This is a genomic window from Acetobacter sp. DsW_54 (assembly GCF_002153575.1).
Taxonomy (GTDB): Bacteria; Pseudomonadota; Alphaproteobacteria; order Acetobacterales; family Acetobacteraceae; genus Acetobacter; species Acetobacter fabarum.
The window spans coordinates 256,467-268,841 of sequence record NZ_JOPD01000002.1 but is presented as its reverse complement, the minus strand read 5'-3'; the positions used below and the strand labels follow the sequence as shown (position 1 = coordinate 268,841).

Below are 12,375 nucleotides of genomic sequence, written 5' to 3'. Positions count from 1 at the left end.
CCGCCCCCTCCGCCGCCCCCGCCACCACCACGCGCCTATATGGTGCCGGTTGCTCCCATGGGGCCGCCTCCGGGGTATTACTACGCTGTTCCCGGTGGCTATTACCCGGGCTGGTAAAGCCCGGCCCGGCAGGGTGGGTGCGCAAACCTGCGCACCAAAAACTGCAACAACATGCTCAGGCAGCGCCACCCAGTGCCTGCGCCTGAGCCAGCACCGCCTCCACATGGCCGCTGACTTTGACCTTGGGCCAGATGTAAGCAATGTCGCCTTTGGCATCGATCAGGAACGTTGCGCGCTCTATGCCCATATAGGTCCGGCCATACATGGATTTTTCCACCCATACGCCGTAAGCCTCGGTCACATGCCCATCTTCATCTGACGCCAGAGGAAAGGTCAGGTTGTATTTGGCCGCGAATGAGTCCAGCTTTTTAACCGGATCGCGCGAGACACCAATAACGCTCAGCCCGGCCTGTTCAAAAGCCTGCAGGGCTTCGTTAAACCCGCAGGCTTCCTTTGTGCAGCCGGGCGTGTCTGCCTTGGGGTAAAAATAGAGCACAAACGGCTGCCCCTTGAGCGCCGCACTTTCCACCGTGCGTCCACCACTTGCCGCCATGCTGAACGCCGGGGCTTTGTCCCCTACCTTGAGCGCCTGACTATTTTCCATAACCGTAAACTCCTTCCATACCTTGTGCTGGGATAACCCGCTTTTAGTCCTCTGGCCGTTCGGCTGGTGCCATGGAGGCAACGGGGCCGACCAGCCTTTCAAAACAGTTCCGCACATCGCGCGCCAGCAGGTTGGTCCGCTCCATTAGCTCGGGCAGGGTGCGGGCCTTCATGTTCCTGAGCAGAATATTCAGGGCTGCGGGCACCATATCCGTTTCCAGCTCCCGTGGGGGTACGGGGCCACACAGCAAACGCAGCAGGGCCTGCAAACGCCGCCAGAAAAAATCCGCCTGCCTGAGCAGTTTTGCGTCTGCCGCACTCAGCACCCCACACCGTTCAAGCCGCCCCAGCGCCAGCCGGGTGGACGGGCTACGGGCCATGGGGTCGGCTGCAACAAGCTGGAAAATCTGCGCAATGAACTCCACTTCCATAAGTCCCCCGGCCCGGCGCTTGATGTCCCATATGGAACTGGCGGGCAGGTCACGGGCCAGACGTTCACGCATGGTGCGGGCATCCTCCAGCAAGGAGGCGCGTTTAGGGGGGATGGCGCGAATACTGCCATCCAGCACCCGCTCCAGATCCTGTGTTAACGCGCGCCGCAGAGCTTGCGGTGCCGCCACAATACGCGCGCGCGTCAGGGCCATACATTCCCACGTCCAGGCGGCTTCCGTATGGTAGCGCAGGAACGCCGTGCGCGGGACAGCAACCGGCCCCGCAGCACCCGATGGGCGCAGGCGCATATCCACTGCATAAAGCGGTCCTTCCGGCCCCGGTGCGGTCAGTGCCGCAATAAAGGCGTGGGCCAGACGGGTATAATACTGCCCCACAGCAACGCTCCGGGGGCGGGAGAAGGCCAGTTCCTGCCCGGCATTGCGGCTTTTGGCCGCGACCTGACTGGTCTGAATCTCCTCCGGGTGGTCAAACACCATCAACAGGTCAAGGTCGGAACCGGGCATCATCTCCCGCGAGCCAGCCTTGCCCATGGCTATAACCGCCATACCCCCACCGGGCACACGGCCATAGCGGCGCACATGGTCACGCTCCACAGCCTGTTTGATCACGGTCATGATCGTATCGGCCAGCAGGGTGCGTTCGCGCTCGGCGTCGTCCTCGCTCATCCGCCCTTCCAGCAGCGCAACGGACAGGCGGAACTCCTCGCCCCGCAGCAACGGGCGCAGGGTGGTCAGTAGTTCCTCCACATCGGCAACTTCCCCGGCCAGTGTTTTCAGGCGCGCCACCACGTTGCGCCCTTCCTCCGGTTCGGGGGCCAGCAGCCCTTCCAGCGCAGAGGGCTTGTCCGCCAGATGGTCAGCCAGAAAGGCCGAAGCATCAAAAATGCTGGCAATGCGGTTGATCAACTCCGGATTACGCTCAAAAAGCGAGAGCAACTGCACCCCGGCGTGCTGGCGCGCCAGCAGGGCATCAAACCTGCGCAGGCAGGCCAGCGGGTTACCGCGCTGGCCAAAATTGGCCAGCAGGGCGGGGAGCAGCGCACGCAGCAGGGCATGTGCCCGCTCCGAGCGCAGGGCACGCAGGCCATTGCCACTCCACCGGCCCAGAACCTGCGCCGCTTCCACCAACTGGGATTGAGGAAAACCATATTTTTCCAGCAGTTCCGCTACCTGCCCTTCTTCTGGGCCGGGCATGAGCACACTGCCTGCTTCCATACCGTTCTGTGCGGGCTGGATAATAAAGTGCCGCTCAAAAATCCGCCTTGCCTCACGCATACGCGGGAGCATGTCCAGCGCCAGAGCCTCCCCATCAGGGTAGTTCATGAAAATGGCGAAGGCATCAAACCCTTCCACCGTCTCTGGCAGGCTGTGGGTCTGGTGGTCAGCGCGCATTTGCAGGCGATGTTCCGCATCGCGCAAAAAACGGTAGGTGCGGGCCAGCACTTCCGCCTCGGTCCGGGGCAGTCTGCCCGAACCCACCAGTTTTTTAAGCGCGCCAAATGTGGTTTTGTCCCGCAGTCCGGGCTCGCGCCCCCCCCAGACCAACTGCATGGCCTGCGCAATAAATTCAATTTCGCGTATGCCGCCCTGCCCCAGCTTGAGGTTATGGCCCAGAAGCCACGCCCGGCTGGCAGCGGGGTCCGCCAGAACAGAATCGGGGAGTTGCGCCAGATCCGTCCGCCCTGCCTTGCGGTAACGGTCTATGCGGGCCTTCATGTCGTGGATGTCATCAATCAGGGCAAAATCTAGGTGCTTGCGCCAGATAAATGGCCTGATAGCCGCCAGAAAGCGCCGCCCCAGCGTAAGGTCGCCCGCCACTGCGCGCGCCTTGATCATGGCCGCACGCTCCCATGTCTGGCCCAGGCTCTCGTAATACAGCGTGGCAGCCTGTACGGTTACAGCCGGTGGAGTAGAGGATGGGTCTGGCCTGAGCCGCAAATCGGTACGAAAAACGTAGCCATTCGCATCGCGCGCTTCCATCAGACTAACAAGATCGTTAGTCATACGCACAAATACACGTCGCACCGCGTCTGACTGAGAATACGTTGTGGGGTCGTACAACACTATCAGGTCGATGTCGGATGAAAAATTCAGTTCACGCGCGCCCAGCTTGCCCATGGCCAGTACCACAAGCCCGCAACCCGAAGTGGGGTTTTCGGGGTCAGGCAGGTCAAGCTGCCCGGCCTGACTGGCATGCCACAGCATATGTTTGAGCGCGATTTCCAACGCGGTTTCAGCCAGCCGGCTGAGCGTATGCGTGACTTCCTCCAGCGACCATGCACCACCAAGGTCTGCAATAGCGCAAATAAAAGCTATACGCTTTTTGGCATGACGAAGGAACGCGGCGACATACTCTCGCCCCGATGTGGCGTCAAACTGTGCGCATGTTGCAAACGCATCGAGCACACAGCTATCCGGCCCCTTATCCAGCAGCGCTGCAAAAGCCTGAATATCCTCCCGCGCCAGATCGGACAGGTACGGGCTGTTCCCGCCAAGGCACAGCATCAACTCACGCGCGCCGGGCAGCGCCATGACCGATGCCGCAACACCGTTCTGGCTGGCCAGTTCCAGCATGTCCTCAACAAACACTGTGGCCCTGTGCCCGTCCGCCGGAGCGGGCCAATCTGCATCCGGCCAGCTCCGCGGGCCTTGCCTGCGGGTCTGTCTTACGTCACGGAAGAGAGAATGATCTGCCTGCGTCATGATATGGCCCGTACTGTGAACCATAAAGGCTTGCTGCGTTGACTTCCAACGGTCAAGACACCTCCCCCCCCGCAAGAACAAAAATTCCGCGTGCGCTGGCGATTGGCGCGTGCGTTCTGGTGGCCTCCCCCTTTGTGGGGCTCGGGGCGTTGCTGGGTGCCATGGCATTTGGCCCGCTTGATATTACGCCGGTGGTGCGGCCTTTTCTGCCCATCACAATTATCAAGGGGGAACGCGCGCACCCGCCAGCAGTCAGCCTGCGTCTGGGCCATGCCGAACTCCGCTGGAATGGCCTGCGTGAAGGCATGGGTGTGCCCATAACCGTTGTGCTTGAGGACCTGAGCTTTATTGCACCCGGCAACGCCCACCCGAATACCGTGCGCGAAGCAGACGTCACGCTGGACCCGCTGGCCCTGCTGCACGGCAGCATAAGGCTGCGCACCATCAACATCAAAGGGGTGCGCCTTGCCCTGCGCCGCGCCCATAACGGCAGCGTGGAGTTTGACCTCGATCTGCCCTCTACCCCATCCTCCCATCAGGACAACACGCTGGAAACTTACGGGCTGGAACACGCACGTATAGAAGATGCCACCATAAGCATGGATGACCAGCTCACCGGCACGCACTGGCTGGCATCCGATATTGGTGTGGACCTGCGCCTGCATACCATAGGGCACGCCACAGGGGTTACCGGGGCTGTCAAACTGAGCATAGCGCCGCAAGGCGACCCCGGTACCAGACTGATCCTGAACGCACACGGTGCACCGGCCGACAATGGCAGGCAGATTGCATGGCACCTGAGCACAAACACGCTCAACCCCGCCACATTTGCCCCCCTACGCCCCGAACTGGCCAAAATAGACCTGCCCATAAGCCTTACGGCAGATACGTATTTTACCTCTGCGCCAAAAACGCCGTGGATGGTGCCCAATGCGCTGGAACTGACAACCGCCATAGGCGCCGGCCATGTGGAGGCAGGCGGCACACGCTATGAGGTGGACCACGGTACGGCTGGTATGTCTGTGCTGCTCAACCAGACCAAGGCGCAGTCCGTACCCGCACAGATTACCCTGCCCTCCGTGCATCTGCTCTTGCGCAACCCCAGTGCACCAGATGATGCCGCCCGCGCCCTGAGCGTGAGCCTGAGTGGCTTCCTCAACACATCGGACCTGATGCAGCCCAAAGGCATAGAGGCCAGACTGAGTGCAACCATTCCCCATGTCTCGTTTGAGGATCTGACCTATTACTGGCCCAGCCTTGCTGCCAAGGGTGGCAAAAAATGGGTGACCGAGAACATAACCACCGGCACGGCCACCAACCTTGTGACCACAGCCGAACTGGGCAGCAGCCAGGGCTGGAACGGCCTGAAGCTGACCGGCATACAGGGGGGCATTGATGCAACGGGCCTGACCGTTCACTGGCTGCGCCCGATTACGCCCCTGCAAGGGCTGGATGCCCGGCTGGATATTGTAAGCCCGGACAAGCTGAGCATTCACTTTGACCACGGCTACCAGCTTGTGGACCGGACCGGCAAAAACGTGGGCCAGAACGGCACAGGCCGGATTGAAGCCGGGCCGGGCAGCATGGACATTGTGGGCCTGACCAAAAAAGACCAGACCGGCATTATAGAAACCGACCTGCACGGCCCTTTGCAGGATGTGATTGCCCTGTTGGCCGAACCACGGCTGCACCTGCTCTCACGCCATCCCCTCAGCCTGACCCGCCCGCGCGGTACGGCCAACCTGCATCTGGGCCTGAGCCTGCCGCTGATCAGCCGCGTAACCATTAACGACATGACCATCCAGAGCCATGCCGATGTCACGCATGCTTCCATTGGCAATGTTGTTGCCGGGCGCGATGTAGCCAACGCCCATTTTGGGCTGGACGTGACCACGGACGGGCTTGCCCTTGCCGGGCACGGGGTTATTGGCGGCCTGCCCTCCGACCTGACATACGACATGGACTTCCGCTCCCTTCCGCCAGATGCGGTCGCGGAAAAAGCCCACCTGACCTCGCGCATAACGCCCGACACGGCTCTGGCGGCAGGCATTGCCACGGGGGACCACTTTGCTGGCAGCGCGGACCTTGCCGTGGATTACCAGCAACTGGCCAGCCACATAGGCACTGTTGGCCTTGATCTGGACCTTGGGCGCGCGGATATTCGCATTCCCATGTGGCACAAAACAGCGGGGCAGGCTGCACATGCCTCCGCCACGCTGGATCTGGACCGGGGGCAGATTACCAATGTGGACCACCTGCAGGCATCTGGTCCGGATATGAACGTCGTTGGCAAGGCGCAAATACGGCCCGGCCATGCTCCGGAACTGATTATTTCGTCCTTCAGGATCGCACGTTCCAATGGTCACGCCAAACTGGTACTGCCCCAGAACCAGTCCGGTAACATGGTCCATGTTGGCGTTTATGCAGACATGCTCGACCTCTCCCCTCTCATGAGCCGGGATGAGCATGAACCAAGCACGCCCGAGACCAGAAAGCCCGCCAACTACCATGTGCCAGAAGCCGCAACCGGCAAACTGCACGGCCCCCCCGGCACGGCTTGGGCCATTGACCTGACGGCAAACCAGCTCTGGTACAGCAAAACCAAGCAGCCCCTGCGCACCGTACAGGCCTATTTTGAAGATAACGGCCTACGGCTGGAAAAAATGCGCTTTACCATGCGCGGACCAGTGCCAGCCAGCATGACACTGGTTCCCACAGGGGCCAACCGCACCCTGCACGCCCATATTCCCGATATGGGGGCGTTTCTGGCAGCTTTTGGCATCCTGCCCGACGTCAAGGGTGGGCAGGCCGTACTGGATGGTACGTTTGATGATACCGAACCCGCCGCCCCTTTCAGCGGCAAGCTGAGCGTTACTCCGTTCACGCTTAAAAAAGCACCGACCTCCCTACAGGTCGCGCGCAATATTTCACTCTACGGCTGGCTCAATGCCCAGAACGCCAACGATTTTCTGGTGACGCACTTCAATATGCCCGTGACGTTTGAAGATGGCGTGCTGGAAATCCATGATGGCACAACCGGCAATGGTGCGCTGGGGGCCACGCTGGAGGGCAAGGTCAACCTCGACCACAACAGCATAGACCTGCATGGCACCGTGGTTCCCATTTTTGCCCTGAACACCCTGCCGGGCAAACTGCCGGGCATTGGCAGACTGTTCAGCCCGGAAAAAAACGGGGGGCTGCTGGCTGTAACCTTCGGGATCACGGGTAATCTGGAAGACCCGACCCTGCACATTAACCCCTATTCCATTTTCCTGCCCGGAGCACTGCGCGAGATGTTCTAACCCCCGGCATTCCCCCGCGCAGCACATGCCGCGCGGGGGAATGCTCTGGTGGCATGGCCCAGCTAGTGTGCATGCCTTTGGGATGGCAGGTCCGATGCCGCATCGCGCGAGGCAGATGTATCCACCCCGTCCCCCGTATCAGGCAGGTCTGCATCGCTTTCTTGCAAAAAAACGGGGTCCTGCACAGTCCGGTTGATGGACAGGCTGAGTGCGCCAGAATGCACCAGATCGCGCAGGGAGGTATCTTCATCCTCCATGCCGGTATCCACTCCATTGCCGCTGACTTCGCCAACCGCATGCAGCACCTGCCCGCTATGGGGGCGGACTTTTTCATGCAGCCAGTGGCGGGTGTGGGAGACAACGCTGGACGCATCCGCCGCCATGCAGGGCTGCATGTGGGTCAGGGTAATGGTTTCGGTTGTAACAACCGCCTGGGCTTGTGCCTGCGCTTGCTGCGTATGCCCGGCGATATCATCCGTTGCAAACACGGTGCCGGAGGGCACCACAACCAGCGTTTGCGGCTGCTGGGCCGCCTGCGCCGTTATGCAGACCGTGGTTGGCCCATCCACCGCCTGAGCCTGCGCTGCGTCATGCGTCCACCCCAAGGCTGCGCATAGCGCAAACAGTAATGCGGTGCGGCCATAGGTTGCGTTGTGCATTCCATCCCTTTCCTGCCTTTATCACCAATGGCCACGCATGGTGTGCACTATGGGTGTGCTGGTGCCTCCTGCTGCAAACCGGGGGGTATGACAAACAGGCTATCGGGCTGCGCAACACGCTGCACACTGAGTGCGCGCACCGTTATCTGCCCACCCTGCGCGACCTGAAGCAGCAACCCGTCTGCCGTGTAGCAGGCATCCGTCGGGTGGCCATCCGTATCTTTCGTGCGCCATATTGTGCACTGCTCACCCGCCACAACGGAACTCCCCAATCGTGCATAGGAGCCGACCATTGCGGGTTGACCGGGGGGAGTAAGCTGCTGTGTGCCCGGCACAGGCATGATGCTGTCTTTTTTACGCCCGAGGTCCACAACACTCAGGGTTCTGTCACGCCATGAGGTGATCATGAACACGGAAGATTTATCCGGGTCCAGCCGCTGGCGCAGGGTCGCAACCTGCCAGCGCATACGCTGGCGGGTGCTGACATCCCCCTGAGGGGAGGCAAGCTCGTACTCCACATCCACATCCACGGAGGGGGTAATGGCCGGGGCTTCCGCTGGCGGATCACCCGCCGTGGTGGCCTGCGCGGGCGCGGCATCCTGCGCTGTACCAGCCTGCTGCGCATAAGCAGGCACACCCGCCAGAGCCAGCCCAAAAGCCGCAACAGCAAATGCGCTACGCGACACCATACTGCACCGTGTGAGCATTACCGGTTTTCTCCCTCAGGGTTAGGGCTGGTTGCAGGCAGGCTGGTTGCAGGGCCAACACCTGTTACGGGGGGCTCGGTCTGGGCTGCATCGGAATGGGGAGAATGGGGTGTGACTTCCAAAAAGCCTTGTGGCGGTTCAAAGGCGCTGACCGGCACAATATCGTAAGACACCTTCATGGCGCGCAGGCTGCCATTCAGCCCATCAACGTCCACACCATCCTGCTGGAGTATGAACCCGTCATCCGTAACGCAGGTTGATGCCTTGCCCTGAGCAGAAACCGCCTGCCATGTGGTACAGGGCTGGCCTGCCACCACATCGCTTCCGGTTTTGGTGAACTGCATGGACATGTCGAGCAGGAACGGGTTGCGTATGCCCTCCTGCTGCACAAGCCGGGTATAGATACGACGGTCGTTGATAATAACCAGCACCTCCTGCGCGGCACGGTTGATAATTACCGCACCACGGCTGGCATCCCCTTCCATGCTGGTCATGTAGTTGATCCGCATCAGCCCGCCATCACCCGAATACAGCACCTGCACATGGCGGCTTGCCACGGGTGTATCGGCTTTGGCTCCGGCCTTGAGGTCCTGCTCGGTTGGGCGGGGCTGAAACACATAGTCGATCACCGCATCGCGCCCCGGTGTCAGGCGCGGGTGGTCTGTGGCCTGCTGGGCATGCAGGGGAGGAGTAACAATGGCAGACATGGCCAAAACGCCAACGGCACACAGGCCGGGCACACGCAGGCTGCGTTTGCAGGCCGGTAAAAATCTGTCTGTCACCAAATCCATCTCCATTTTTTTGCGGCCTGCACTCTCTGGGCGTGCGATTGCCGCAACCAGCTTGTAAGGTTGTGGCAGCGTTACATGCTGCGTATTTCGGCTTCCAGCATATCGGGTGCCAGCGTATCGGACCAGCAGGGCTGCATACATACGGCACGCTCAAGCTGTTCTTTGTACTCTGCCGCAGGGATTTCCACCCCACCAAAACGGGCCAGATGCTCCGTGCCGAACTGTGTGTCCAGCAGAATAAAACCGTTCAGGCGCATACGGGCAACCAGATGGACAAGAGCAACCTTGGAGGCATCCGTAACCCGGCTGAACATGCTCTCGCCAAAAAACACGCCACCCAGTGCAACCCCATACAGCCCACCCACCAGTTCCCCTTCCATGCGACATTCCACACTATGGCCAAAGCCCATGGTGTGGAGCGCACAGAACAACTGGTAAATGCGGCTGTTGATCCATGTGCTTTCCCGCCCCGCGGCAGGGGCCGCACACCCGCGCATGACGGCGGGAAAATCCCGATCCACGCTGACCTCAAAGCGGCCGGACAGAACCGTACGGCGCAAACGCCGGGGAACATGAAAACCCTCCAGCGGCAAAATGCCCCGCGGGTCCGGGTCATACCAGCTTAAGGTCGGGTCATCCTCCCCCTCTGCCATGGGGAACAGCCCAACTGCGTAGGCCCCCAGCATCAGTTCAGGGGTCAGACCATCAGACATGCCGGATATGCTCCCATGTTTTGCCGCCACAGCCCCCATCCGGGCAACCGGCTTTTCCCGCACTCGTTATCAGGCATAGGGTGGCTTGCGGTATAATGCACCCGCAGCATTATGCTAGCGTGCCCACCAGAATAAACACATCCCTGCCCGGCCCACCATGCTGCACCACGGAGATTTTTGTGACCTCTCACCCCCCGCGCCTGATCCGCTCCACCCGCCTGCTGGACGCAGTGGAAGAGCGTATCCACTCCGAGTTTGACGCCCCACCCGCACCCGAGCATGCACTCAGCACCGCCGAGCTGCTGGAACTGGCCCACGCCTACCAGCCCTTTGCCGTGCTGGTGACACATACAGCCCCCCTTAAAGGGGCGGATGTCGCGGCCCTGCCAGAAAGCGTTAAACTTGTGGCAACAGTCAGTGTCGGGCTTGACCACCTGGATGTTCCCGCTTTGCTGGCACGCAATATTGCCGTCTCCAACACCCCCGATGTGCTGACCGACTGCAACGCCGATCTGGCGATCATGCTCATTCTGGCCGCCAGCCGCAGAGCTGCGGAGTATTACACACTCATGAAAGCCGGATGGGGCCACGCACTGGGCATGGGGGAAATGCTGGGCCACCGCGTTACGGGCAAGCGGCTGGGCATTGTGGGCATGGGCCGCATTGGGCAGGCCGTTGCCAAGCGCGCCCGCGGGTTCGACATGTCCATCCTCTACCACAACCGGCGGCGGCTGGACGCAGCGGAGGAAGCAGGGGCAACCTACTTTGAAACACTTGAGGACATGCTACCCCACTGCGATATTCTAAGCCTGCACATGCCCGGCTCCACAACAGCCCCCCCACTGATAAACGCCCGCACACTTGGGCTGCTGCCGCGCGGGAGTGTGCTGGTCAATGCTGCCCGTGGCTCCCTGATTGATGAAGATGCACTGATTGCCGCCCTGCGGTCCGGCCAGCTTTTTGCCGCCGGGCTGGATGTGTTCCAGAATGAACCCAACCCGAACCCGGCCCTGCTGGCCCTGCCCAACCTGTTCATGACCCCTCATGTCGGCAGTGCTACGGTAGAAACCCGGACCGCCATGGGCATGCTTGCCCTTGATAATGTCCGCGCCATGGTGGAAGGTAAACCTCTGCCTTCCGGCGTAAGCGCATAAAACGGCAGGGATAAGGAGAAACAGCCACATGACCATGCGACTCTTCTGCGTTCTTGCTATGGGTATTTGCGCCGCGCTCTGGTACCCGGCTTTTCATTATCAGGGCACGTTACAGGTTCTGGGGATCAGCTTTCTGGCCATGGCTGTAATCGCGACCTTTATAGAAGACTCCGAACAGCGGGTACCGGCTAAAAAATAGCCCCATAAATAAAGCAGGGCCGCATGTTGCGGCCCTGCTTTTTTGCCTGCCGGTGCTCTGGGCACAGGGTTAGAGCTTTTCGCGCCCTTCAAGGTTGTCACGCAGGGCAAGGGCGGTATCCCGCACCACGGGGCCATGCTCGCGCTCCAGCCTGCGGATGGTAAAGTGCGCACGGGCAAGGGCCCGGTAATGGTTAAAAAACGCTGTATTCAGCGATGCACCACACAGCGCCCCGGCCACAGGCATAAGCTGGACAGAAATTTTTTGCCCAAGTGCTAAGCCGTAATGCGAGGCCACTTCGGCAATCAGCATCACCACCGGGCGGCCCCGCAGCACTGCGCGGGCGGAAAAATAACCCAGTTCGCTCTCTTCCCCGTTCCGCCGGTTGGGAAAGGCTTTGAGTGCGAACACCTCCAGACAGGCGCGCCGGGCATCCGGGTCGCTCATGTCTTCGCCTTCCTCGCGGGCAATACGGGCAATTTCACGCATGATTGTCAGGGTCGTAAACCCGATATCGGGCGCCAGACCAGCCAGCCCGGCAAAACCACCAACAGCCCCCGATACAGCCACAGCCGCCTGAAGGCTGGATGTACGCCAGCGCGAGTCTTCCATCGCGGTGTCTGCCGGGCCTTTCATGCCCAGTACGGCTACGTCAAATGCACGGGTAATGGCGATTTCGGCCAGCCCGCGCAGTTTCTGTTCCATGTTTGGGGCCATACCCAGACCACGCATGCCCAGACGCGCGGCATGGCCAACAGCACCCCCCATAAGGTCCGCCAGACGCACCAGAACGCCACGCCCGGATTCAACCGCGATCAGGGCTGTTTCCAACTCTCCCAGGTCGCGGCCGCTCAGGGCTAGCGGAGTCAGGGCGTTGCCTGCTGTTTCCTTCATGCTCGTACGTGCCTTTCCTGTCTGCTACCTGCCTCATTTACAGCAAATGCGACAATCGGCGCTGCCAGAGCGCCGTATGCTCTTGATTGTGGCCAATCATAACAGGCTGATCGCATGAAAAACAGATGACCTGTTACA

10 protein-coding genes are annotated in these 12,375 nt (G+C 60.8%); 3 read left to right on the top strand and 7 right to left on the bottom strand.

Translation table 11 applies throughout. The features are described 5' to 3' along the window. Positions 1 to 175: 175 nt before the first annotated feature. Both bcp and HK20_RS01775 read right to left on the bottom strand, forming a co-directional pair. Positions 176 to 664, bottom strand: a complete 489-nt coding sequence (bcp, locus tag HK20_RS01780; protein ID WP_086645364.1) for a thioredoxin-dependent thiol peroxidase — start codon at positions 662 to 664, stop codon at positions 176 to 178. A 43-nt stretch (positions 665 to 707) separates the two neighbouring features. Then, entirely contained in the window at positions 708 to 3,818 is a 3,111-nt protein-coding gene (locus tag HK20_RS01775; protein ID WP_086645403.1) for a bifunctional [glutamine synthetase] adenylyltransferase/[glutamine synthetase]-adenylyl-L-tyrosine phosphorylase, read from the bottom strand. 38 nt (positions 3,819 to 3,856) lie between these two features. Here HK20_RS01775 and HK20_RS01770 point away from each other — a divergent pair, with 38 nt between their 5' ends. Further along, positions 3,857 to 7,120 carry an AsmA-like C-terminal region-containing protein gene (locus tag HK20_RS01770; RefSeq protein WP_086645363.1) on the top strand — a complete coding sequence of 1,088 codons (3,264 nt, stop codon included), beginning with the start codon at positions 3,857 to 3,859 and terminating at the stop codon, positions 7,118 to 7,120. A 62-nt stretch (positions 7,121 to 7,182) separates the two neighbouring features. Here the strand turns inward: HK20_RS01770 and HK20_RS01765 are convergent, their stop codons facing one another. From HK20_RS01765 to aat, 4 genes are all read right to left on the bottom strand, one after another. Next, entirely contained in the window at positions 7,183 to 7,779 is a 597-nt protein-coding gene (locus tag HK20_RS01765; protein WP_086645362.1) for a hypothetical protein, read from the bottom strand. A 47-nt stretch (positions 7,780 to 7,826) separates the two neighbouring features. Continuing rightward, positions 7,827 to 8,468: a hypothetical protein gene (locus HK20_RS01760; RefSeq protein ID WP_086645402.1), complete on the bottom strand. Its 642-nt coding sequence runs from the start codon at positions 8,466 to 8,468 to the stop codon at positions 7,827 to 7,829. 17 nt (positions 8,469 to 8,485) lie between these two features. Continuing rightward, positions 8,486 to 9,268 carry a DUF4412 domain-containing protein gene (locus HK20_RS01755; RefSeq protein ID WP_233129032.1) on the bottom strand — a complete coding sequence of 261 codons (783 nt, stop codon included), beginning with the start codon at positions 9,266 to 9,268 and terminating at the stop codon, positions 8,486 to 8,488. A gap of 80 nt (positions 9,269 to 9,348) precedes the next feature. Continuing rightward, positions 9,349 to 9,990 (bottom strand): leucyl/phenylalanyl-tRNA--protein transferase, encoded by a 642-nt coding sequence (gene aat / locus HK20_RS01750; RefSeq protein ID WP_086645400.1) that lies wholly within the window; start codon positions 9,988 to 9,990, stop codon positions 9,349 to 9,351. Positions 9,991 to 10,169: 179 nt separating this feature from the next. Here aat and HK20_RS01745 point away from each other — a divergent pair, with 179 nt between their 5' ends. Next, positions 10,170 to 11,144 (top strand): D-glycerate dehydrogenase, encoded by a 975-nt coding sequence (locus tag HK20_RS01745; protein ID WP_086645399.1) that lies wholly within the window; start codon positions 10,170 to 10,172, stop codon positions 11,142 to 11,144. Positions 11,145 to 11,172: 28 nt separating this feature from the next. Next, entirely contained in the window at positions 11,173 to 11,343 is a 171-nt protein-coding gene (locus tag HK20_RS12920; protein WP_158093022.1) for a hypothetical protein, read from the top strand. 69 nt (positions 11,344 to 11,412) lie between these two features. Here the strand turns inward: HK20_RS12920 and HK20_RS01740 are convergent, their stop codons facing one another. Then, positions 11,413 to 12,237 carry an EcsC family protein gene (locus HK20_RS01740; protein ID WP_086645361.1) on the bottom strand — a complete coding sequence of 275 codons (825 nt, stop codon included), beginning with the start codon at positions 12,235 to 12,237 and terminating at the stop codon, positions 11,413 to 11,415. Positions 12,238 to 12,375: the final 138 nt, after the last annotated feature.